Origin of the sequence: Ensifer sp. ENS02 (genome assembly GCF_014851885.1) — a bacterium.
In the GTDB taxonomy this organism is placed as follows: Bacteria; Pseudomonadota; Alphaproteobacteria; order Rhizobiales; family Rhizobiaceae; genus Ensifer; species Ensifer adhaerens.
Map to the genome: position 1 here is coordinate 270,301 of NZ_JACVAO010000003.1, position 23,228 is coordinate 293,528.

At 64.5% G+C, this 23,228-nt stretch carries 20 protein-coding genes; 5 read left to right on the forward strand and 15 right to left on the reverse strand.

The genetic code is table 11. The annotated features are described in order from the left end of the window. Window positions 1-17: 17 nt before the first annotated feature. The 3 genes from IB262_RS08650 to IB262_RS08660 all read right to left on the reverse strand — a co-directional run bounded on the left by IB262_RS08650 (window position 18) and on the right by IB262_RS08660 (window position 2,568). Window positions 18-716, reverse strand: a complete 699-nt coding sequence (locus IB262_RS08650) for a phenylalanine--tRNA ligase beta subunit-related protein (protein ID WP_060580632.1) — start codon at window positions 714-716, stop codon at window positions 18-20. Between the two features lie 33 nt (window positions 717-749). Next, window positions 750-1,667, reverse strand: a complete 918-nt coding sequence (locus tag IB262_RS08655; RefSeq protein WP_112974789.1) for a DMT family transporter — start codon at window positions 1,665-1,667, stop codon at window positions 750-752. Window positions 1,668-1,761: 94 nt separating this feature from the next. After that, on the reverse strand, window positions 1,762-2,568 hold the full coding sequence (locus IB262_RS08660) for an AraC family transcriptional regulator (protein WP_112974790.1): 807 nt from the start codon (window positions 2,566-2,568) through the stop codon (window positions 1,762-1,764). Window positions 2,569-2,768: 200 nt separating this feature from the next. On the opposite strand from IB262_RS08660, the gene IB262_RS08665 reads away from it, so the two are divergent. Beyond that, entirely contained in the window at window positions 2,769-3,464 is a 696-nt protein-coding gene (locus IB262_RS08665) for a DUF2268 domain-containing putative Zn-dependent protease (protein ID WP_162728661.1), read from the forward strand. A gap of 18 nt (window positions 3,465-3,482) precedes the next feature. On the opposite strand, the gene IB262_RS08670 is transcribed toward IB262_RS08665, so the two are convergent. From IB262_RS08670 to IB262_RS08700, 7 genes are all read right to left on the reverse strand, one after another. Further along, entirely contained in the window at window positions 3,483-3,902 is a 420-nt protein-coding gene (locus IB262_RS08670; RefSeq protein ID WP_112974792.1) for a GFA family protein, read from the reverse strand. Window positions 3,903-4,071: 169 nt separating this feature from the next. Continuing rightward, a complete protein-coding gene (gene iolB, locus IB262_RS08675; RefSeq protein ID WP_112974793.1) occupies window positions 4,072-4,872 on the reverse strand; it encodes a 5-deoxy-glucuronate isomerase in 801 nt (266 codons plus the stop codon). Between the two features lie 261 nt (window positions 4,873-5,133). Beyond that, on the reverse strand, window positions 5,134-6,033 hold the full coding sequence (gene iolE, locus IB262_RS08680; protein WP_034797543.1) for a myo-inosose-2 dehydratase: 900 nt from the start codon (window positions 6,031-6,033) through the stop codon (window positions 5,134-5,136). 98 nt (window positions 6,034-6,131) lie between these two features. Then, the gene (gene iolD, locus IB262_RS08685) at window positions 6,132-7,985 is read right to left on the reverse strand and encodes a 3D-(3,5/4)-trihydroxycyclohexane-1,2-dione acylhydrolase (decyclizing) (RefSeq protein WP_112974794.1); all 1,854 of its coding nucleotides are present in this window, start codon (window positions 7,983-7,985) and stop codon (window positions 6,132-6,134) included. A 73-nt stretch (window positions 7,986-8,058) separates the two neighbouring features. After that, window positions 8,059-9,996: a 5-dehydro-2-deoxygluconokinase gene (gene iolC, locus IB262_RS08690; RefSeq protein WP_112974795.1), complete on the reverse strand. Its 1,938-nt coding sequence runs from the start codon at window positions 9,994-9,996 to the stop codon at window positions 8,059-8,061. A gap of 124 nt (window positions 9,997-10,120) precedes the next feature. Continuing rightward, the gene (locus IB262_RS08695) at window positions 10,121-10,975 is read right to left on the reverse strand and encodes a MurR/RpiR family transcriptional regulator (RefSeq protein WP_060519708.1); all 855 of its coding nucleotides are present in this window, start codon (window positions 10,973-10,975) and stop codon (window positions 10,121-10,123) included. A 246-nt stretch (window positions 10,976-11,221) separates the two neighbouring features. Continuing rightward, window positions 11,222-12,349 carry a Gfo/Idh/MocA family oxidoreductase gene (locus IB262_RS08700; RefSeq protein ID WP_112974796.1) on the reverse strand — a complete coding sequence of 376 codons (1,128 nt, stop codon included), beginning with the start codon at window positions 12,347-12,349 and terminating at the stop codon, window positions 11,222-11,224. 271 nt (window positions 12,350-12,620) lie between these two features. On the opposite strand from IB262_RS08700, the gene IB262_RS08705 reads away from it, so the two are divergent. After that, window positions 12,621-13,427, forward strand: coding sequence for a class II glutamine amidotransferase (locus IB262_RS08705; protein WP_034797533.1), 807 nt, complete (start codon window positions 12,621-12,623; stop codon window positions 13,425-13,427). A 270-nt stretch (window positions 13,428-13,697) separates the two neighbouring features. On the opposite strand, the gene coaBC is transcribed toward IB262_RS08705, so the two are convergent. Next, window positions 13,698-14,906 (reverse strand): bifunctional phosphopantothenoylcysteine decarboxylase/phosphopantothenate--cysteine ligase CoaBC, encoded by a 1,209-nt coding sequence (gene coaBC / locus IB262_RS08710; protein ID WP_060580642.1) that lies wholly within the window; start codon window positions 14,904-14,906, stop codon window positions 13,698-13,700. Window positions 14,907-15,174: 268 nt separating this feature from the next. Here coaBC and IB262_RS08715 point away from each other — a divergent pair, with 268 nt between their 5' ends. Together IB262_RS08715 and IB262_RS08720 are read left to right on the forward strand one after the other, a co-directional pair. After that, on the forward strand, window positions 15,175-16,986 hold the full coding sequence (locus IB262_RS08715; RefSeq protein ID WP_112974797.1) for a sensor domain-containing diguanylate cyclase: 1,812 nt from the start codon (window positions 15,175-15,177) through the stop codon (window positions 16,984-16,986). 161 nt (window positions 16,987-17,147) lie between these two features. After that, window positions 17,148-18,728, forward strand: a complete 1,581-nt coding sequence (locus IB262_RS08720) for an ABC-F family ATP-binding cassette domain-containing protein (protein WP_112974798.1) — start codon at window positions 17,148-17,150, stop codon at window positions 18,726-18,728. A 5-nt stretch (window positions 18,729-18,733) separates the two neighbouring features. Here the strand turns inward: IB262_RS08720 and IB262_RS08725 are convergent, their stop codons facing one another. Further along, window positions 18,734-19,636 (reverse strand): cation transporter, encoded by a 903-nt coding sequence (locus tag IB262_RS08725; RefSeq protein WP_210333109.1) that lies wholly within the window; start codon window positions 19,634-19,636, stop codon window positions 18,734-18,736. Between the two features lie 213 nt (window positions 19,637-19,849). Here IB262_RS08725 and IB262_RS08730 point away from each other — a divergent pair, with 213 nt between their 5' ends. After that, complete coding sequence (locus IB262_RS08730) at window positions 19,850-20,626, forward strand: DUF4239 domain-containing protein (protein WP_034797523.1); 777 nt, start codon at window positions 19,850-19,852, stop codon at window positions 20,624-20,626. Between the two features lie 6 nt (window positions 20,627-20,632). Here IB262_RS08730 and IB262_RS08735 read toward each other — a convergent pair whose 3' ends face one another. The 3 genes from IB262_RS08735 to IB262_RS08745 form a co-directional block, all read right to left on the reverse strand. Next, the gene (locus IB262_RS08735; RefSeq protein WP_060519722.1) at window positions 20,633-21,901 is read right to left on the reverse strand and encodes an MFS transporter; all 1,269 of its coding nucleotides are present in this window, start codon (window positions 21,899-21,901) and stop codon (window positions 20,633-20,635) included. Window positions 21,902-22,114: 213 nt separating this feature from the next. Then, complete coding sequence (locus IB262_RS08740) at window positions 22,115-22,585, reverse strand: nucleoside deaminase (protein ID WP_112974799.1); 471 nt, start codon at window positions 22,583-22,585, stop codon at window positions 22,115-22,117. Between the two features lie 11 nt (window positions 22,586-22,596). Beyond that, on the reverse strand, window positions 22,597-23,190 hold the full coding sequence (locus IB262_RS08745; RefSeq protein WP_192493526.1) for an ankyrin repeat domain-containing protein: 594 nt from the start codon (window positions 23,188-23,190) through the stop codon (window positions 22,597-22,599). Between the last annotated feature and the right edge of the window lie 38 nt (window positions 23,191-23,228).

A 23,228-nucleotide genomic window follows, 5' to 3' on the forward strand; every position in this document is an offset into this window, starting at 1 on the left:
TTTTCCGAACGAAATCCCTAAACCGAAAAATCGAAACGCGGCGACGAACGATCGAGCATGGCCATGCTCGGGCGAGCGCCCCAGGTCTGTTCGATTGCCTGCGAAAGTGCCGTGAGCAGGCGTTCGGTGTCCTCGCATGCCGTCTTGTGCAGCGCTTCCGCCACGATCAGCGCATGCGTCGTCTGCGGCCGGATGGCCGAAAGACCGCTCTGCCGGTTGGTCCAGCGCCGGGCATGCGCCCGCCCCTCGGCATCGGCGAAGATCACTTCGCCTGGTTCGGGGCTCTCCGTTTCTCCTGAGAACGTCAGATAGCGTTCGCTGCCGGCCGCCCGGCGGACGTGCAGAAAACCGCTGACGTGGGAGAGGTCGAAGACGGCGATCGGAATGGCGAAGGCGAGCGAAGCGGCGTTGCAAAGATCGATCAGCGGATGGATCGAGGGCAGGTCGCCTTCCTTGCGGAAGCGGCGGAGCAAGGCTTCGGCTGCCGAGCGGTATTGTGTCGGCTTCAATCCCATCTTGGCAAAGGTCCGGCGCCACGCCTGGATCTCGGGCAGGTCGCTTTCCGAACCCGCGCCGAGACGATCATTTGCGCTCGCCTGGAACTGGCGAACATGGTCCTCGACCGAGACGCCGCCATTTATGCCATCGATGAAAAGCGCGCCGGCGCTCAGCTCCGGGAAATCGCGCCAGATGTCGTCTGCGTGCTGGAAGTGCATGGAAGTCCTCGAATTGGATGCGTTCATTCTGGTTCAAACCTCCGCGACCGGAAAGGCGCGTGCCGTCCTTCGGCCGGCGAGGATCTGGGGTAGGGTCAGGCCGAGGACGGCGGCGAGCACGCAGCCGATCCCAAGCAATTGAGGGGCGCCGACCGGCTCGTCGAGCAGGAGAAAGGCGAAGGCGACGGCTGAAACGGGCGCCAGCGCCGTGAAGACGGAGGCCTCGGTGCCGCTTACTTTGGCCGATCCCGCATACCAGAGCAGGAAGCCGGCAACGGTCGGGATGAGGGCGTAGTAGAGAACCGCAACGATTGCGCCCCTGTCGATCTCGGCCGTCGCATGCGTCTCGAAGAGCGCAGGGATGATGGCGACCGCGAAGCCGAGGCCGGCCATCAGCGTCGAAAGAGCCAGCGGCGAGATCTCCGTCTTGACGCGCTTGTTGAGAAGGATGAACAGGCCTTCGCATATGACGGCGCCAAAGATGAGGGCGATGCCGAGCGGCGGATGGGTGCCGCCTTCGCCGGGCTTGAAGACGATGGTCAGCACGCCGGCTGCGGCAAGTGCGATCGCCGCAAGCACTTTGCGGTCCGGGCGCTCGCCGAGAAGAAGGATGGCGATGGCGGCGGAAACCACCGGCAGCGTACCGATCACCACGCCGGCATCGGTTGCCGAGGTCAGGCTGAGGCCGGCGATCAAAAGCGTCGTATAGCCGACGCTGCCAGCGCCGGCCTGGGCGATGAGGAGAAGCCAGTCGCGGCCTTTAAGTTTCGGCCATGACGTCCTGGTGAGCCACATCAACAGCAGGAAGAGCGGGAAGGCGACGGCGAAGCGCAGCGCGGTGGCCGTGAACGGTGGCAGGCCCGTCGCGATGATCTTGCTGGCGATCACCGTACTACCGACGAGGATCATCGCCAGCGACAGATAGAGATAGCCTTGAAATTTTCCCGACATGTCCGTTCTCCGTTGCTGCGCCGCGCTTGTCGCTGCGCAGCCGGTGCAGCAATGCTCCGGGGGAGGGCTCGGGTCTTGAACGGAATTGCGGGCGTTACTTTTTGGCCTCGGCATAGATGCCCGGCGAGAGGCCATATTTGCTGACGAAGACGCGGGTCATGTGGCTCTGGTCGGCGAAGCCGGCCGCGAACGCGGCCTCCGCCAGCGGCATGCCCCCGCCGATCAGGCGGCGGGCGAGATCGATGCGGCGCTGGACGATATAGGCATGCGGCGTCAGGCCGACCGCACTTGCGAAATTGCGCACCAGTTGAAAGCGGCTGAGCCCGGCTTCGGCGGCGAGATCGGCAAGCGTGATCGCGGCCGTCGGATCGTCGTCGATCATCGTCTTGGCCGCCGCGACTGTTGCCGGCCGTTCACGCTGGTGTCGCCTGCCGGTGGCAAGAACGCCTGCAAGCAGCGGCAGGAGCTGCTCCTCGTGCCGGATGGCGTCGCCCATGGCCGTCGGATCGGTGATGGCCGCAAACAGTGCCCGAAAGTGATCTGCGACCTCCCGGTCGTGGAACGCGGGTGCAGTGAACTCGCCGGAATGCGCGCGGCCCTGGCTGATATCCTCGGCGGCAGTCGCGATGACCGAGGGATCGAAGTAGAGCATGCGCCAGGCGCGGCCGGCATCACCGATCGGCGTTCCGTCATGCACCTCGCCGGGGTTGACGGTGATCATGTCGCCGGCGCCGGCTTCGACCATGCCGCGGCCGCTGAGCGACTTCTGCGCGCCCTCATAGATGAGACCGATGCCGAACTGATCGTGCGTGTGGCGGGCGAAGGACTGGCGCGTTTCGGCCTCGACAGCGTCTATGCCCGCGGCGGCACTGCGCAGCATCCTGATCTTGCCCTTTGCCATCCCGCGCGCCTGCTCCGTTCTCCAGCTTTGTCTTGTACACCGCGGCGCCGCATCCGGCCATCGCAATGACGCCTCATGACGCCTCCTGCTCCGGCTGACATCGGTGGGTCGTAGAAACTTTCATCTTTCCGGCGTTGCAATCACCGGCCGCATCCTTACGTTGCGGTGCCAGGCGGCTGAGACAATAGGAGATGGTCGAAATGCTGGATCTTCGTGTTCACTTTCTCGAAGCGGACGGGTCTCTGGCGCCGTGGCACGAACGAATACGGGAGGCCGTGCGGGAAACCGCCGAGCGTGTCGGCGCGGCGGTTTCTGCCTCGGACAGCGCCGCCCCCATCGATGTCCTCGTCGAGTATCGTGCGGGCGAGACGATCCCCGAACTCGGTGTTGCGGGCGCCTGCTACCGCAGGGCGCTGGTCTTCTTCACGGTCGATCCCGGCAACGAGAATTTCGAGGCGAGCCTTAGTGCGGGAGAAGTGCGCAAATTGCTGACGCACGAACTGCATCATTCCTTTCGCCACGCGACCTGCGGCTATGGTTCCAAGCTCGGCGAAGCGCTGGTCAGCGAGGGGTTGGCCGATGCTTTCGATGCCGAGATCAACGGCGGCGACGGCCATGTGTGGAATCATGCGCTCAACGCCGCGGATTGGGAAAGCTTGTTGGAGCGCGCCGAACGAGAGCTTTGGACCGAGACCTATGATCACGCAGGCTGGTTCTTTGGCACCGATCGGTCTCTGCCGCGCTGGGCCGGCTACACGATCGGCTATCATCTGGTGAAGACTTATCTTGCTGTCAATCCGGAGGCGCGCCCATCGCAGATGACGGCGACGCCGGCATCGGTCGTGATCGGCGAAGCATGGGCGCCGCTCAAGGATCGTCTGCTCGTCGCCGCATGATGGTTCAGGCCGAGATGGCTAAGTGTGAGGCGCCTCGTCGCGATCGCGGCCCGGCAGCTTCCTGACGTCGCCGATCCAGGGCAACGCCGAGGAACACCAGATCTGCGACCGCGGTCTGAGCTGCCGGCGCTGGTTGATCGTTCCCACCCGGATGCCAACCTCCAGCGCGTCCTCGTCGGTGCCGGTCGTATAGATCGGCGAGCCGCAGTTCGGGCAGAAGAACTGCAGCCGCTGCCGCCCGTTTGCGCCGATCTTCACATAGAGCTTCGGTTCGCCGCCGGTCAGCCGAAAGTTCTCCCGTTCCGTGCCGGCGGTGACGCGGTAGGCCGATCCCGTCAGTTGCTGGCAATCGGTGCAATGGCAGATCCCGACATCGGCCGGGTCGATCTCCGCCTCGTAGGTGACGAAGCCGCAGTGGCATTGCCCGTCGATATGCATGGAGCCCTCCCTGAAAGCGGGAAAGCTAGGGCGGTCCGGGCGAAAGGCTATGCCGCTCTCATCCGCCCGAAGCCTCATTGGGCGATCGGGCTCAAGGATCGCAGCGTCTCGCCCCGCCGTTCGGCATGGACGGAGAGCGGTGGAGCGCCACCGTTTGGTTCGCCGCCGCTTACACGCCGGTAAACAGCCACTCGTGTTCGCGGGCGTTGTGGAACTTCCAGATGCGCTTCGGTCCGGCCATGACGTTGAGATAATAGACGTCGTAGCCGTGCACGGCAGCGACCGGATGATAGCCCCTCGGCACCAGCGTCACGTCGCTGTCCTCGACTGCCATGGTCTCGTCGAGCGAGCGATCGTCGGTATAGACGCGTTGCATCGCAAAGCCCTGGGGCGGGTTCAGCCGGTGGTAATAGGTCTCTTCCAGATAACTCTCGGCCGGCAGGTCGTCCTGGTCGTGCTTGTGCGGGGGGTAGGAGGAAGTATGGCCACCGGGCGTGATCACCTCGACGACGAGCAGCGACTGCGCCGAGCCGTCATCTTCCGGCATGATGTTGGTGACGTAGCGGGTGTTGGTACCCTTGCCGCGGGTCATCTGCGGATGGGTGCCCGGTGCGATCACCTTCGCCTTGAAGCCGTCGCCGCCCGGGGCCGAGCAGATGGCAAGGTCGAGGTCGGAGGTGGCCGTTGCTTGCCAGCGGCTGCCCTTCGGCACGTAGACGGCATAGGGCTGGCCCTCGAAGGGGGTCATGCGCTCGCCGAGCTCGCCGAGGCTTTCGCCGTCGACGGCGACCTTCGCCTTGCCGGACACGAGCACCAGGCAGATTTCCTTGTCGCCGGTCTCGCCCTCGGTCGTCTCGCCCGCTTTCAGCCGTTCCAGCGCGAAGCCGACATAGGTCCAGCCGGCGCTCTCCGGCGTCACGTTTTGCATGAGGCCCGATTTGGCCTTCGGTTTGACGAGCAGCTTGGACATGTCGATCTCCCTGATACTTTTTCTGGAGCCGCGCCGAATGTTTGGCCTGCCCCTCACCCTAGCCCTCTCCCCGCTTACGGGGAGAGGGGATTTTCGGAGTTTGCGTCGTGCTCCCCACCTCTACGTCGCGAGGGACCAGAGGGCGCGGCCTATCCCTTCACCCCGCCGGCGGGGAGAAGGTGGCGGCAGCCGGATGAGGGCCTCCCTCACCGCGCGGATGAGGGGCACGCCCCGTGAAGTCCGGCGACCGAAAGTGACGGCTTACTTGTCGAGCCCGGCTTCCTTGGCGAAGGCCTTCAGCGATTTCAACCCAAGTGACTGGTATTCGAAAGGGTTGCGCACGGCCGAATCCTGTTCCGCCTCGATCACCAGCCAGCCGGAATAATCGTGCTCGGCGGCGATCTTCAGTACGGGCAGGAAGTCGACGCCGCCTTCGCTGTCGCCGGGAACCGTGAAGACGCCACGGCGCACGCCTTCGAGGAAGGAGAGGCCTTCGCCCTCGACGACCTTGCGGACAGCGGGACGCACGTTCTTGCAATGGATGTGGCGCACGCGGTGCATGTATTTCTTCGCGACCTCGGCCGGATCGGAACCGCCGAACCAGGCGTGGCCGGTGTCGAGCAGCAACTTGGTCGCCGGGCCGGTGTTCTGCATCAGGAGATCGATTTCCTCACCGGTCTGGACGATCGTGCCCATGTGGTGATGGTAGACGAGGTCGATGCCCTGGTCGGCGCAATATTGCGCGATCGCTTCGAGGTCGGCGCCGAACTTCTTCCACTGGTCGGCCGGCAGCACCGGCTTGTCGTTGGCGACCGACTTTCCGTCGTCGCCATGGATGGCGTTCGAGGTTTCGCAGACGATTGCCACCTTGCAGCCATTGTGCTTCAGGAGGTCGAGATGCGGCTGGATCGCCTTCTTCTCGGCCTCGACGTCATGGGTGAGCAGGTTGGTCGAGTGCCAGCCGGAGACGAAGACGAGATCGTAGGAGCCGAGCTTCTGCTTCAGTGCTTCCGGATCGGACGGCATCTTGTGGCCCTTCTCGATGCCGTCGAAGCCGATCTTCTGGCAATCGGACAGGCAGTCCTCGAGCGTCAAATGCGCGCCGATCGAATGATCGTCGTCGTTGCTCCAGGCGATCGGGTTAGTTCCGTAGCGGATCATGTCTTTCACTTTCTGATGCCATCCGCGGAAGGCGGATGTTTTGTGAGCATAAACGGGAAAAGCGCCCGCGCGAAAACGCGGGCGCCGAAAGGGCAATCTTAGCCGAAGCGCTGTGCGGCGAGCGCCTTCTCATAACCCTCGCGCGCCGCGTTGACCTGGGCGCGGCCCGAGACCTCGGGCACTGCGACATCCCACCAGTGGCCGCCGGCCTCGGTCGTGATCAGCGGATCGGTGTCGATGACGATCACGGTCGTGCGCGTCTCGCTCGCGGTCTCCTTGAGCGCTGCTTCGAGCTCGGAGATCGAGCCGACCTTGCGGGTGACGGCGCCCATCGCGCCGGCATGCGCCGCGAAGTCGATCTGCGGCAGTTCGACGTGATGGGTGTCCTTCAAGAGATTGTTGAAGTTGGCGCCACCGGTACCCATCTGCAGCCGGTTGATGCAGCCGTAGCCGGCATTGTCGAGCAGCACGATCGTGAACTTGGCGCCAAGCATGATCGAAGAGGCGATCTCCGAATTCAGCATCATGTAGCTGCCGTCACCGACCATGACGATCACGTCGCTCTCGGGCTTGGCGAGCTTGACGCCGAGACCGCCGGCAACTTCGTAACCCATGGTCGAGAAGCCGTATTCCATGTGGTAGCCGCCGGGCTCTTCCGCCTGCCAGAGCTTGTGCAACTCACCGGGTAGACCGCCGGCGGCGCAGACGAGCGTCGTGTTCTTGCCGCCGCGGGCGCGCTGCACGGCGCCGATCACCTGCGCGTCGGAGGGGAGGGCGGCATTGGTCGTGGCCGTCGCCTTGTCGGCCGCCGCCAGCCATTCCGCCTTGCCGGCCTTGGCCTTCGCGGTCCAGCTCGGATCGGCCTTGTGGCCGCCAAGACCGCCGGAGATGCGGTTGAGACCGGCGCGGGCGTCTGCGATCAGCGGCAGGCCGTTGTGTTTGCCGGCGTCGAAAGGCTGAACGTTGAGGCCGATGATCTTCAGGCCCTCGTTCTTGAAGAGCGCCCAGGAGCCGGTTGTGAAGTCCTGCAGGCGCGAGCCGACGGCGAGAACCACGTCGGCATCCTCGGCAAGCGCGTTGGAGGCGGTGGTGCCGGTCACACCGACCGAGCCCATGTTGAGCGAATGCGAATGCGGCAGCGCCGACTTGCCGGCCTGCGTCTCGACCACGGGGATGCCGTGGCGTTCGGCGAAATCGCCGAGCTCCTTGCTCGCTTCGGAATAGAGCACGCCGCCGCCGGCGATGATGATCGGCTTCTTTGCTTCCTTCAGCGCCGCGATCGCCGTCGCCAGTTCGTCGAGATCCGGCTCGACGCGGCGCGGCACCCAGACCTTCTCGTCGAAGAAGTTTTCCGGATAGTCATAGGCTTCCGCCTGGACATCCTGGCAGAGCGACAGCGTTACCGGGCCGCAATCGGCCGGATCCGTCAGCACCTGCATGGCGCGGCGCAGCGCCGGGATGATCTGTTCGGGCCGGCTGATGCGGTCGAAGTAGCGCGAGACCGGGCGGAAGCAGTCGTTCGCCGAGATCGTGCCGTCGCCGAAGCTTTCCACCTGCTGCAGCACCGGATCGGGGCGGCGGTTGGCGAACACATCGCCGGGCAGGAAGAGGACCGGCAGGCGGTTGACATGGGCGAGTGCTGCCGAGGTCACCATGTTGAGCGCGCCGGGGCCGATCGAGGTGGTGCAGGCCATGAAGCGGCGGCGGAAGCTCGCCTTGGCAAAGGCGATCGCCGCATTCGCCATGCCCTGTTCGTTCTGGGCGCGGTAGGTCGGCAGCGTGTCCTTGATCGCGTGCAGCGCTTCGCCGACGCCGGCGACGTTGCCATGGCCGAAGATGGCGAAGACGCCGCCGAAGATAGGCACCTTCTTGCCTTCGATGACGGTCATCTGGCGGGTCAGGAACCGCGCCACGGCCTGGGCCATGGTCAGGCGCACGGTCTTCTGGCTCATAATCTGTTTCCTCCTCGTGGCGGAATCGTCCCGTTCCGCCCTGTCCGGCATTATCGACTGATATCTGTCGATCCTATGCCGCCTTTGTTTCACCCAGTTGCAGCCAGAGATCGACCAGGGCCTTGAATTTTCCGGCCATGTCGGCGATCGCCTGGTCGTCGCTCATCGTGCCGCCGAGCCAGGCCCGGCCGGCATCGGCGAAAATCGTTCGGCCGACGGCAAAGCCCCGGACCGTCTTCGAAGTGCGGGCGGCTGCAAAGCCGTCCTTCAGCTGCTCATAGGGCGCTTCGAGGCCCAAGAGCACCACGCCGCGGCAGAGCGGATCGCGTGCCTCGATGACGGCATCGATCGCTGCCCAGGCGCCGCGGCTCGCCTGCGGCTCGAGCTTCCACCAGTCCGGCTTGAGCCCGGCGTCGTAGAGTTCGGTCAGTGCCCGCGGAATGGTCTGGTCGTCGAGCTTGCCGTGCTTGCCGGCAATGATCTCGATCAGGATCTCACGGCCAACCTTGCGCGCCGCTTCGAAGGCGGAGCGGAGCTTTGCCACCTGCTGGGCTTTCAACTCCACCGGATCGTCCGGGTGGTAGAAGGAGAGCACCTTGATGCAGTGGTCGACCGGCCAGTCGATCAGGCGACTGCCGAGATCCTGGCTGAATTCGAATTGCAGCGGCCGCGAGCCCGGAAGCTCGATCGGTTTGCCGATCCAGAAATCGCGATGGGCGCCGGCGGCGTAAAGCGCGTCGCGGCCGTACTTGTCGTCGATCAGCATGCCGAAGCCGGAGCGGCCGGCCGCGACCTGTGCGGCGGCCTTTACCGCCAGCACCTTGAAGGCGGGAATGCGGTCCAGCAATGCCTGGTCGCCGGCGGCCATGTCTTCGAGCTGGCTGCGATGGTCGATCGCCAGCGCCATCAGAAGCGGGATATCGCGGCGACGTGTGGTTGCCCAGTGAACGTGGTTGATCGCCTCGTCCTTGCGCAGGGCCCGTTCGTTGCTGCCCTTTTCCAGGAAGAACTGCAGTTCCGTCCAGGTCGGGATTTCAGGCGCACAGAGCAGGCGCGAGACGGCGAAGGCGCCGCAGGCATTGGCCCAGGTAGCAGACGTCGCGTGCGGCTCGTTTTTGAGCCAGCCGCGCAGGAAGCCGGACATGAAGGCGTCGCCGGCGCCGAGCACGTTATAGACCTCGATCGGAAAGCCCTTGCCGACGATGCCGTCTTCGAGGTCGTCGGTGATCGGACCGTCATAGACGATGCAGCCCATCGGTCCGCGCTTGAGCACAATCGTCGCCTTGGAGAGCGAGCGGATCGTCTTCAGCGCCTGGAGCAGGTCACTATCGCCCGAGGCGATCAGCACTTCCTCTTCCGTGCCGACGATCAGGTCGCAATCGGCAAGTACCGTTTTCAGATGCGCCGAAACGCGATCCGACGCGATATAGCGGCTCTCGCCGGCGTCATGGCCGGCAAGGCCCCAGAGGTTCGGGCGGTAGTCGATGTCGAAGACGACCTTCGCGCCGTTTTCCTTGGCGATGCGGATCGCCTTACGCTGGGCGGCGTCGGTGTTCGGCTTGGAGAAATGCGTTCCCGAGACGAGCACGGCGCGGGCGGAACTGATGAACTCCTCGGAAACGTCATCTTCGCAAAGCGCGTTGTCGGCGCAGTTGTCGCGATAGAAGAGCAGCGGGAAGGTCTTGTCGTTTTCGACGGCGAGGATCGCGAGCGCCGTCAGCCGCTCCGGATCGGTGACGATGCCGCGGGTCTCGACGCCTTCGCGAGTGAGCTGCTCGCGGATGAAGCGGCCCATCTGTTCGTCGCCGACGCGGGTGAGAAGCGCTGACTTCAGGCCCAGGCGGGCGGTGCCGACAGAGATGTTGCAGGGGCAGCCGCCCACTGACTTCGCAAAGCTCGAAACATCTTCAAGCCGCGTGCCGATCTGCTGGCCATAGAGATCGACCGAGGCCCGGCCGATGGTGATCAGGTCGAGCGGCTTTGCTCCCTGTGCCGAAACGTTCTGGCTCACTGCTTCCTCCCCGCGGACACCTTGGCGGGCCCGACCATTTCCGTACTGTGGGTGATGGCTGTATGAAACATAAATTCCGACGTTTCGTCAATATGGAATTTTCATTCTATCTGTTCCGTTTTGCCTAGCCGCCCTCGGCGAGGCGCTGGCGCTTCTCGGCGATGGCGACCGTCAGCGCCATGGCAAACGCCATGCTGGCGGAAAGAGAACGGAAGCCGGCATGGTCGGCCTCGACCAGTTCGAACCAGACCTTCGAGGATTCTGCCAAGGGCGAGAAGGCCGAGTCCGTCAGCGACACGACGGGGACCTTGCGTTCGGCGAGAAGCCGCGCCTGGGCCGCACTTTCGGAGGCGTAGGGCGAGAAGCTGACGGCAAAGGCGGCATCGTTTTTCGTCGCCATCGCCAGCATGTCCTCGTCGATGCCGGCGGCGGTGCCGACGAGCTGGTATTTCACCTTCAGCTTGCCGAAGGCATAGGCCATGTAGCTGGAAATCGGATAGGAGCGGCGCTTGGCGATCAGGTAGACGGTGTCGGCCTTGGCGAGGATATCGACGGCGCGTTCGAAGGCTTCAGGATCCACCGAGGAGGCGATGTTGTCGAGCGAGCGGTGGGCGGCAGCGACGAAGCCGTTGAAGATCGAACCGCTTTCGAGCTTGCTGTGGTCGTTGGCGCTGAGCGCCTTCAGCCGGTCCTCATAGCCGGGCGTGCGCTCACGCAGCCGGGCGCGAAAGATCTGCTGCAGGCTGGAAAAGCCCTCGAAGCCGAAATGCTGGGCGAAGCGCACCAGCGTCGACGGCTGCACTTCGGCGGAAGTCGCGATGCTCGCTGCCGTGCCGAAGGCGATTTCATCGGGATTGTCGAGCGAATAGGCGGCAACCTGGCGCAGCCGTTTCGGCAGCTCCGCCTTGCGTTCCAGAATGGCGGCCTTCAGCGCCTCGAAATCCTGCGGCACCTCTGTCGTCGTTTCCGGCATGGCCATGTCTCGCTCGTCTCCCTCGATGTCAGTCTGGCTTTCGGCCTCACCCTAATCGATTAGTCGGGAACGGGATAGAACAGGCATTCTATTTTTCTCGGAGCATGTCCAGGAAAAGTGCGAAGCGGATTTCCGTCCGGAATGCGCACCAAAACAGAGAGCATGTCCAGGAAAAGTGCGCAGCGGTTTAGCGTCCCGACGTGCGTGCAAAAATAGATGGTTTTCCTACGACACGCCGGCCGTCGAAGCCGCCTAGATCCGCACCCATTCGTTTGTCTTGGCCGATCGATAGGTCGCCGAAAGCACCTTCTGCACCTCGTAGCCTTCGCGGAAATCGGTCGAGGGAGACTTGCCGCCGGCGATGGCGTCGAGGAACTCCTTCACCTCGATGGCCTTCAGGTCGTTGAAGCCGATCTGGTGGCCCGGCGCCACGCAGAACGCGCCATAGGGCGGATGTTCCGGTCCGGCCCAGATGGTGCGGAAGCCGCGGGTGCGGATATCATCGCCCGTCTTGTAGAGGCGGATTTCGTTCAGCCGCTCCTGGGTGAAGACGATGCTGCCCTTCGAACCGTAGATCTCGAAATCGTGCTGCATCTTGCGACCGGTCGCGATCCAGCTTGCTTCGAAGCTGCCGGTGGCGCCGTTTTCGAAGCGCACGAAGGCGCGGGCGATGTCGTCGACCTCGACGGCGCGGGTTTCGCTGGAGCCCGCGGAAACCGGGCGTTCCGGGATCTGGATGATGGTTTCGGCAAGCACCTGTTTGATCGGGCCGACGAGGTGGCGCATGGAGGCGATAATGTGGCTGCCGATGTCGGCAAGCGCACCGCCGCCGCTGGCCGGGTTCAGGCGCCAGCCCCACGGAACCTGCGCGTCGGCCATGAAGTCTTCCGCATGGATGCCGCGCATCGAGCGGATCTCGCCGATCTCGCCGCTTTCGATGATGTCCTTGGCAAGGAAGATCAGTGGGTTCTTCAGATAGTTGAAGCCGACCTGGGTCACGACGCCCGCCTTCTCGGCCGCCTCAACCATCTCGCGGCATTCCGCAACGGTCGGCGCCAGCGGCTTTTCACAATAGACGTGCTTGCCATGGGCGATCGCCGCAAGCGCCATCTCCTTGTGCAAAAGGTTCGGCGTGGTGATGTCGATGATGTCGATATCCGGATCGGTCAAGAGCTCGCGCCAGTCGGCGGTCGCCTTGCGGAAGCCCAGTTGACCGCGGGCGCGTTCGGCACTCTCGACGGTCACGTCGGCGACCGAAACCAGATCGAGCTCGAAGGGCAGGTCGAAGACCCGCGCGGCAATGGTGAAGCCGAGCGCATGGGCCTTGCCCATGAAGCCCGTGCCGATCAGGCCGATGCCGAGTTTGCGCTTTCTGCCCATGCTGAATTCCTCCCTGGCGGCGCTGTCGTGTTGGTCTGAAATGAAATGAATTTTGCAAGTTTTGTCAATATGGAATGTTTGTTCGAAATACTACGGCGATACCGACGTTGTGCCGTTTGAAACAGCCAAAACTGTGCGTTCCGGTTAGCTTCACCTTGACGAAGGGGGAATGTGTTAACGCATTTTTACCATGTTCCGTTGGAACATCGCGTTTCGTCATGGTTAACGAATCGCTCCGCAGTGAACGGAGCGGAGCTGGAGTGAAATCAGCATGTGCCGCTGGGCAGCCTATCGCGGGGAGCCGCTGTATCTCGAGGAACTGGTGACCTCTCCGGCGCACTCGCTGATCGAACAGTCCCATTGCGCGACACGGGCCAAGACCGCCACCAACGGCGACGGCTTCGGCATCGCCTGGTACGGCGACCATCCCGAGCCGGGGCGCTACCGCGATATCCTGCCGGCCTGGTCCGACTGCAACTTGAAGAGCATCGCACGGCAGATCCGCTCGCCGCTCTTCCTCGCCCATGTGCGCGCCGCGACCGGCGGCGGAACCAGGCGCGACAACTGTCATCCCTTCGTCTTCGGCCGCTGGTCCTTCATGCACAACGGCCAGATCGGCGACTTCGAGCATCTGCGCCGTCCGATGGAGAGCATGCTCGACAATGACCTCTATTCGGCGCGCACCGGCACGACGGATTCGGAGCTCCTGTTTCTTCTCGCCATGCAGTTCGGGCTCGACCGCGATCCGCTCGGCGCCATCGCCGAGGCGCTCGCCTTTATCGAACAGCTTGCCGAGCATCTGGAGCGGCAGGTGCTGGTGCGCTTCACCGCAGCTTTCTCCGACGGCCAGGATCTCTACGCCGTGCGCTACGCCTCCGACTGGAAGGCGCCGACGCTCTATGCCGCACCGATGGGCCCCAGCGGTGGCTATTGCCTCGTCTCCGAGCCGCTCAACGACGACGACAGTGCCTGGGTCGAAATCCCCGACGGCACCGCGGTCATCGTCGGCGAAAACGGAGTCGATGTTCGGCTGTTTTCGACCAAGGGCACGCCGGTCAGATCTCGCCAGATGGCCTGAGCCGGCGGCGCTTTCGGTTTCGACGAGGACGACGCGCCCCTCATCCGGCTGCCGCCACCTCCTCCCCGCAGGTGGGGAGGAGGGACGCGTGGCGCTCGCTCGTCCACGACTGGCTCTTCGAGAAAGCGACCGATTATCATCGTTCTCGAGGTTAGACGGGAGAAGCTAAGCCCGCAGCCAACGGGACGCGATATCGCGTGTGCCGCGTCCCCTCGCCTCGCTTGCGGGGAGAGGGTTCGGGTGAGGGGCATTTGCCATGAGATCGATTGTTTAGCGCGCCAGCTGCTCGGCAATCATCGCCGCCAGCTTCTCCGCCACCGCGTCCTTGTCCATCTCTGGCCAGTCGTCATTGCCGGCATGTGAGATCAGCTTCACCTTATTGCGGTCGCCGCCCATGATGCCGGTTGCCGGCGAGACGTCGTTGGCGAGGATGAAGTCGGCGCCCTTTCGCTCGAGCTTGGCGCGGCCGTTGTCGGCGACGTTTTCGGTCTCGGCGGCAAAGCCGATGACGAGCTTTGGCCGCTTCGCATGGTGGCCGACCGTCTTCAGGATATCGGGGTTTTCAGCAAGCTGCAGCGGCGGCGGCGCCTCGCCCGGCTTCTTCTTGATCTTGTTGCCGGCGGCCGTCGCCACCCGCCAGTCGGCAACGGCGGCGACCATGACGGCGACATCGGCGGGAAGGGCGGCAAGCACCGCATCGCGCATCTCTTCGGCCCGCTCCACATGCACGACTTTCACACCAACCGGATCCGGGATCGTCACCGGGCCGGAGACCAGCGTGACGTCGGCGCCGAGCTTTGCTAGCGCCGCGGCGATCGCATGGCCCTGCTTGCCGGAGGAGCGATTGGCAATGTAGCGCACCGGGTCGATCGGCTCATGCGTCGGCCCTGAGGTGACGACGACGCTGCGCCCGGCAAGCGGTTTTGGCGCGCCTAAGAGCAGGTCTTCAACGGCCGCGACGATCGCCAGCGGCTCACTCATGCGGCCTTCGCCGGCCTCGCCGCTTTCGGCCATTTCGCCCGCTTCCGGGCCGATGAAGCGGAGGCCGTCCCTGGCAAGCGTCGCCCGGTTGCGGCGCGTCGCCGGATGCGCCCACATTTTCGGGTTCATCGCCGGCGCAACCAGGACAGGGCGGTCCGTTGCCAACAGAATGGTCGAGGCGAGATCGTCCGCATGGCCGTTCGCCATCTTCGCCATCAGGTCGGCGGTCGCGGGTGCCACGACGATCAGATCGCATTCGCGCGCCAGCCGAATATGGCCGACGTCCTGCTCGTCCTCGCGCGAGAACAGGTCGAGATAGACATGCGAGGCCGAAAGCGCGCCGACGGCAAGCGGCGTCACGAACTGCTGTGCGCCCGCCGTCATGACCGGCCGCACGCTTGCGCCGCGCTCCCTGAGGCGCCGGATGAGATCGAGGCTCTTATAGGCCGCGATGCCGCCGGAGATGATGAGGAGAATACGCTTGCCCGACAGTGTCATTTGCACCCGGCCCTTCGGCCGTCCTCTCGCCCGGCATGGGCTGCCGAGCCTACGCGATATCAGAATAGTCCAGGCGACCGGCCTCACCGACGCCTTTGATGTCGAACCTACTTGAGCGATCTGCCGGGCGCAACGTGTCCGGAGGGGCCGGCAGGTCAAGGGGGCGGAACAAAAGCCGCGCCGCTTGCGTCAACCGGGGCAGGGGCTGTTGCCGAAGCCTGATAATGCGGTTAATCCGCTCTCAATCCGCGGGGGCTAAGCTTCTTCCATGCGAATAAATGCGATCACAAACTGGGCCTATGGCGTGACCGTCCTTCTGACGGGGCTTTCCGGTGCCGCCTTCATCCTGTCGACCGACAGCGCGATCAAGGAACGCCAGGCGGTTGAGCAACATCTGGTGCTTGACACGCTCGGCGAAGAGCTTGCGCTCGGGGCTGAAACGCGAAGTGACGAGGCACGTCTTTATGTGATGCGCGGCGACGAGCGCCATCTCGAAGCCTTCCACCGCGCCGAGGAAGAAGAACGCCGGCGCGAGGAGGCGACCAAGACCGCGACCAATCTTGGCGCAACGCCGGCGGAGATCGCCGCCTTGCAGGATATCGTTCGCGAGGCGGAAGCGCTCGACAAGGTCGAGGTTACCGCCATCGAGGCCTACCAGAAGGGTGACCGCGCCGGCGCGCAGGAAAAGCTCTTTGGGCCCGAGCACGAGCGTCTGCAGACCGCCCTTCTTGAGACGGTGGCGCGGTTCAGGGACCTGACCAACGTCCGCACCGGCGCGGCCCTCAACGAGGCGCAGGAGCGCAGCGATTGGTATGCGGCCGCCGCCAAGACGATGCTCGGCATCACCGCCGCCCTGTTCCTGAGCGTGCTCTATTTCATCCTCAAGCGTCGCGTAGCCATGCCGCTCACCCGCATGAGCGGCATCGTCACAAGACTTGCCGAGCAGGATTACGCCGTGGAAGTCCCGCTCGATCGCCGCAGCGACGAGATCGGCGAGATGAACAAGGCGATCCATATCTTCCGCGAAAACGGCCTGGAGCGGGACCGTCTGGACGCGGAGCGGCGGCTGGACCAGCAGACCAAGGATCTCATCCTGCAGATGATGCACCGGCTGCAGGCCTGCCAGAGCCAGGACGAACTGGCCGAGGTCGTCGCCCGTTTCGCGCCGCAGGTCTTTCCCAACCTCGCCGGCCATCTCTATGTGCTGAACGACAGCCGGACGCTCCTGTCGCGCGTCGGTACCTGGCTCGATCCGCAGCATTCAGCGCCGACGTTTCCGTCCAGCGCCTGCTGGGGGCTCCGCCGCGGCCGGCCGCATGTCAGCAACCGTGGCCACAGCGACATCGCCTGCCAGCACCTCGACGATGAAGGCGTGATCGGCCTCTGCGTGCCGCTGACGGCCCAAGGCGACACGATCGGGCTCCTCTACTTCGAGGAACGGTTTGAGGAGGAATTCGCGGTCGAGGCGTCGCGCCTCTATCTCGAACTGATCGCCGAAAACATCGGGCTTGCCGTCGCCAATCTTCAGCTGCGCGAGAAGCTTACCAATCTCGCCGTCCGCGATGCGTTGACGGGCCTGCTCAACCGGCGCTGCCTCGACGAGGCGCTGAACCGGCAGCCGCGCGGGCAGGCCGGCAAGCCGCTCAGCTGCCTCATGATCGACATCGACCACTTCAAGCGCTTCAACGATGAGTTCGGCCACGATGCCGGCGACGTCGTCATGCAGTATGTCGCGCAGATCATCGTCGACACGGTCGGCGATGCCGGCAGTGCCTACCGTTTCGGCGGCGAGGAGTTCACCGTGCTCATGCCCGACGCCGGCGAAGCCGCGGGCTTCGAGCTTGCCGAGCGGCTGCGGACGCGGATCGGCACGACGCCGCTGTCGCATCGCGGCCGGATTCTGGGCACGGTTTCGGTCTCGGTCGGCGTTGCCTCGGCGCCGGACGATGGGCCTGTAGCCACGCTCCTGACCCGGGCCGATGCCGCTCTTCTCGACTCCAAGAACCACGGCCGAAACCGGAGCGTGCGGGCCTCCGGGCTCGTCTTCGGCGACGACGAGGTGCAGCGCAGCCTCGCCTGATCCCCTGGCCCCCGCAGGTCTGTATCGAAGGGCCTGCCTTGAAACGGGCGCATTCGATGCTATCTATGACCGCGATAGAAATCTGAACAGGATACACGCATCGATGGATTTCACCCTGACCGCCAAGCCGAACCGTCTTGCCATCAGGGAAAACCGTATCCATGCCTGCTTCGATTTCACTCTCCCAAATTTCGTGGTCCACGCCTGAGGGCCGAAGCCTCCTTTCCGATCTCGACCTGAGCTTTGGCCCTGTTCGCACCGGCCTTGTCGGTCGCAACGGCGTGGGAAAATCCACCCTGCTGCGACTGGTCGAGGGATCGCTGGCGCCGCAGGCCGGCAAGGTCAGCGTCGTCGGTAGCCTCGGCGTGCTCAGCCAGACCGTTCAGGTCGCGGCCGACGAGACCGTCGCCAATCTCTTCGGCGTCACCGACGCGCTTGCGGTTCTGCAGAAAGCAGAAGAGGGGGGCGCCACCATGGACGAGCTGGCTTCCGCCGACTGGACGTTGGAGGCCCGCATGGAGGAAGCGCTGGCGCGCGTCGGTCTGGACGCTTCGGCGGAAACGCGCCTTGCCGCCTTGTCCGGCGGGCAGATGACCCGCGTGAAGCTTGCCGCGCTCGTCTTCAAGGAGCCGGACTTCATCCTGCTCGACGAACCCACCAACAATCTCGACCGCGAGGGGCGGGCGGCCGTCGCTGCGCTGATGGCGGGCTGGCGCGGCGGCGCCATCGTCGTCAGCCATGATCGCGAACTCCTGGAAGAGATGGACGCAATCGTCGAACTGACAACGCTCGGCGCCACCACCTACGGCGGCAATTGGAGCCACTATCGTGAACGCAAGGCGATCGAGCTGGCGTCTGCTCGCCACGATCTCGCCGATGCCGAGCGGCGTCTGGCTGAGGTCGAGCGCAAGACCCAGGAGACGGCCGAACGCAAGGCGCGCAAGGATGCCGCCGGCCGCCGCAAGCGCGCGAAGGGCGACGAACCGTTGCTCTTGCTCGACGCCAGGAAGGAGCGGAGCGAAAAGACCGGCGGCGACAATGCCCGCCTTGCGGACCGGCGACGGGACCAGGCGGTCGGCGATCTCGTCGAAGCGCGCGAGCGCATCGAAATCCTGCAGCCGCTGACTGTTCGCCTGCCGCCGACCGGACTGCCTGCCGGTCGCAGTGTCCTGCAGGTCGATAACGTCGGCGTCGGCTATGAACGGGGGAAGCCGGTCGTCGACCGGCTGTCGCTCTCGATCGTCGGGCCGGAGCGCGTTGCGCTTACCGGCCGCAACGGTTCGGGCAAGACGACCCTGCTGTCGCTGCTGACGGGTGATCTACAGCCATGGTCCGGCAGCGTGCGCCTGCTGGTCGATCACGCGATGCTCGACCAAAAGGTAAGCCTGCTCGATCCCGCGCTCTCTATCCGCGACAATTTTCGGGGTCTCAATCCTGATGCCAGCGAGAACGATTGCCGGGCAGCGCTCGCCCGCTTCATGTTCCGGGCCGATGCTGCCCTGCAGGTCGTCTCGAGCCTCAGCGGCGGCCAGATGCTGCGGGCCGGTCTGGCCTGCGTGCTCGGTGGTCGCAATCCGCCGCAGCTCCTGATCCTCGACGAGCCGACCAACCATCTGGATATCGATTCCATCGAGGCGGTCGAGGCGGGGCTCAGGGCCTATGACGGCGCGCTGCTCGTCGTCAGCCACGACTGGGCCTTCCTGGAGGCGATCGGCATCACCAGGCGGATCGAACTTTCCTGACGGGACTATTCCGCCCAGCGCGCGTCGCCGGTAAAGGCGATCGTCAGCCAGCGGTCATGGCCGGGATCACCGATCTCCTCGCCGATCTCGGCGCGGATCCGGTCGAGTTCGGCGAGCGTGCCGACCTTGGTTTCGGGCGTTCCGATCAGATAGACCTCGATCGTCTTGGAGCGCCCGACCTTGGCGACATAGGTGCGGTAATCGGCAAAGCCGTGGCGTGTGACGGCGTTCGCCGCTGCCTGCCGCACGCGCTCGTCAAGCTCGGCGGGTGCGACGAGGAAGATCTCCTTCAGCGCCTGGAAGACCGTGCGGATCGGCAGCGGGATCAGGCAGAGCGTCAGCACGATCAGGATCGCCGGGTCGACATAGGGCGTGACGTATTCGTAGGCCGTTCCTTTCAAGGCGGCGGCGATCGCAAAGGCGACGAGCAGGGCGGAGGTAATCGCGCCGGACATCGCCCAGGCGCGCACGTCGAGCGCCAGGAACTCCGAGCCGATCGGCCGGTTCGCCCGGCGTACATAGAAGAACATGAAGGCGCAGATCACCACGACGACGGCGGCATAGGCGATCGCCCAGTCGAAGGCGAGGTGATTGCCGCCCGACAGAATGGAGCCGACGGCGTTCACCATCGCGTAGAAGGAAAGCAGGGTCAGAAGGCCGGCATTGAAGAGCAGCACCATCGGTTCGATGTGCCAGAAGCCCATCTGGAAGCGCTTGCTCGGCTTCGGGATCAGTTGCGTCACGCCAAGCGCAAGCAAGGTCATGGAGGCGTCGACGGCCGAGAAGACGCCGTCGAACACGATGGAGACCGAGCCCGATAGCAGACCGAAGATAACGCCCGTCACCCCGACGACGACGGTGGCCGTGATCGATTGTTTGAGGACTGTCTGTTCGCTTGGCACACTCATGATCTTGTTTTTACTCCAGTTTTGGCGCGGTGCTTAGGCGTTGGCAGTGTCGAAATGGTGGCAAGACGGGCGGATGGCGCTGCAAGCATAGCGTTTCGGCCAGCCGCAAGACAGCCGCCCAGGGCCTGGTCCGGGGCGTGCAGTTGTCTTTCGCCGGTCGTGGGCTCAGAATTGACGAAGGCCCGCGGCAGGAGAATGGGCTGTGGAGGGGACATGATCGTCGAGATGCTGCTCGGTGCACTCTTCGTGTGTGGCACGGTCGCACTGACGCTTGCTGCGTACTTCCTGATGCGGCTGATCATGGGCGGCGAGGCCGAGGGCCATGAAAAGGAGCTGGCCAGTTCGGTCATCTTCCGGATCTCGGCACTGCATGGCCTGATCCTTGCGCTCGTGTTCGCGCAGGAGATGGTCGAGTACCAGCAGCTCAAATACGAAATGGCGACCGAAGCCGGCGCTATCGCCGACATCTACTATGATGCCGCACGCTACGGTGAAGGCTTCAAGGCACCGATCCAGCAGGCGATATCCGCCTACGTGTCCCAGGTGATCGACGGCGAGTGGCAATCATTGGCGGACAAGGGCCGTCTTTCAAATGAGGCCTGGGCGTTCTGGGACAAGGCCTACCAGCATGTGCTGAACCTCGTGCCCGCCGACAAGCGTCAGGAGAGCCTGCGCAGCCAGATGCTGGAGCGGCTGCACGACGTTTCGCAGAGCCGGACCAAGCGGGAAAGCAACGTCGCGGACTCGATCGACAGCATCTTCTGGTTCGCGGCACTCTCCGGTGTGATCTTCATCGCGCTCGCCTATTATGCCTATCCGCCGAGACGGCGGAACCTGCTGCTGCTCTGCCTCTTCGGCGCCTATACCGGCATCATCCTGTTCCTGATCTACGCCTTCTCCAATCCGTATCAGCCGCCGGCAGCACTGGCGCCGGGGCCACTCGAACGGGTGCAGGAGCAGATCAACGCGTCGCCTGCGACCGGCTTATAACCGGTGTCAAGCGAACTGCCCCAGCCGCAGCAGGTCTCCCGTGGCGGCGCCATCGTCGAGCGCCGTGGTGCGCGCGGCCTCAGGACGCGGCGGCGGCATGGAATGGCCGATCGCAAACAGAAGCGCACCTGCCGCCGCAAATGCCCCGAACAGCAGGAACATGCCGGCGCCGCCGACGGCGCCAAGCGCAAGGCCGCCGGTGAGCGGCCCGAGGAAGTTTCCAAACGTCGAGAGCGAATGGGCACCGAAATAGGTGCCGCGGTTGCCGGCGTTCGAAATTCCGTCGACCAGCACATATTCCGACGGCACGACCAGCACCTCGCCTATGGTGAAAAGGATCATCGAGGCGACGAGCATTTCCATTCCGGACGAGGCGGCAAAGCCGATTTCGCCGATCAGGAACAGCAGGCTGCCAAGCGACAGCGCGTGCAGGGCGCCGATCCGTTCGATGACGAAGCGGGCCGGCGTGCTGGCGACCAGCACCGTTACCGCGTTGGTCGAAACCAGCAGCGCAAAAAGCGTGACGCCGTCCTCAAAGCCGGTATTGAGATACTGCGACAGGGTCACGGACCACTGACCGTGAACGGCGAGAAGCAGCGTGCCGCCGACGACGAAGAAGACCAGGCGCCGGTCACGCAAGGCGGCGACAAGTCCGCGCCAGCCACCGGCACTCCCTGACGTTCGTTCGGCTTCGATAGCCTGCCTGCTGCTGGCCTCCGGTACCGTGAGCAAGAGTACGAGACCGAAGGCTGCGTGGATGACGCCCGCGATGACGAAAAGCGTCACATAGGCAGCGCCGACCCATACGCCGATCAATGGCCCGATCGCCCAGCCGGCATTGATGGCGAGATAACGCCAGGAGAAAACCTTGAGGCGCAGATGTTCAGGCGCCGCATCGCTCATCAAGGCGCGCGCGACCGGTTCAAAAACGGCGGCGGCAACGGCGGAAACGATGTGGGCCAGCGCGAAGGCGGCGATCGATTGTGCCAGTCCGAGCCCGGCCAGCGCAAGTCCGGCCATGAAGAGTGCGACGGTCAACACGCCTTTTCGGCCAATCCGATCGGAGAGCGTGCCGGCGAAGGGGCTGACGATCGCGCCGAGCAGCGGCCCCACGCCGATCAACGCGCCGATGCTGGCAGGGTTGAGGCCGAAGTCACGCTGGAGGCGGATTGCAAGGAAGGTCAGGCTCATGCCCTTGGCGATCGTCACCACACCGGAGCCCGCGATGAGAAGCAGCGCGACGAAGCGGCCGGCTTTTTCGGAATAGGCAGTCATCACAGGCACCTGCTGGCTGGAAACCGCCCGGTCTCCTTAAGGGATGGGGCGGCGCAAAAGGAAGAAACGCCTATGCGATTACAGCCGGCACGTGTGTTCGGCAAGGGGGCGTCGATTCCCAATGGGGCCCGGCATGAACAGAATAGCCCCGAGGCGGCCGTCGGCCGCCTCGGGGCTATTCGCAACGTGATGGCCGGGCGTTGGCCCGACGACTCAAGCCTTGGCCTGGCGCTCTTGCCAGGCGGCGTAAAGCGGTGTCGTTTCGGCATCGTCGATCGGCACATGGCGGAAGCGCATCGCCTGCTCGGCGAGCGGTTTTGCCAGTTCCGCATAGATCGCTGCGGTCGAGAGGCCAAAGGGTTCGGCGTCGGCATTCGAGTTCGCATAGGCGATCTCGGTGATCCCGGCCATGCGCATGGCCGCCAGGCACATCGGGCAGGGCTGGCCGCTGGCATAGACGGCGGCGCCTTCGAGCCGCGGGGAACGAAGGTTTTGGGCGGCGGAACGCAACGCGTTCAGTTCCGCATGCGAGGTGGGGTCGCCGGATGACAGCATCTCGTTGACGCCGCGACCGACGATCTCGCCATCCTTGACGACGACGGCGCCGAAGGGGCGTCCGCCTTTCTCGATGTTGCGGCGGGCAAGCGTTACTGCCTCGGCCAGATAGGTCTGTTCCTGGGTCATGAGAGTTCTTTCTAGCGTGCGCCGGCGTCGGCCAGCAGCCTCTCGATCTTGCCATAGCCGCGCTGGCGGGCATGGGTCAGCGGGCTGACACCCTCGCCATCGGCAAGGTTCACGTCGGCGCCGGCCTTGATCAGCAGGCGTACGATCTCGGTGTGCTTTTCACCGCCACTGCCGAGGATGATGGCTTCGAGCAGCGCGGTCCAGCCGAGGCGGTTGACGTGATCGACGTCGATGCCGGCTTCGATCAAGGTCTTGACGGTCTCGACATGGCCGCGCTCGGCGGCCGGGATCAGCGCCGTTCCGCCATAGCGGTTGGTGCTCTTAAGGTCGGCGCCATTGGCAAGCGTCAACTTCAGGATGTCGAGATGCCCACGCGCGCCGGCATAGAGATAGGGGCTGTCCTGGATCTTGTCCTTGGCGTTGACGTCGGCGCCGGCCTCGATCAGGGCAAGCGCCGCATCGACGCGATTTTCATGGGTGGCGGCGAGCAGCGCCGTCGCACCGCTGGCGTCGCGCGCTTCGATGCTCGCGCCTTCCTTGAGCAGCGCCTTGACCTTGTCTGGATCGCCGGTCTCGGCGGCGGAGATCAGCTGGTTTTCAAGCATCGAGGCCCCCACGGTTTGAGGTGCAAGGCTGAAGGCGG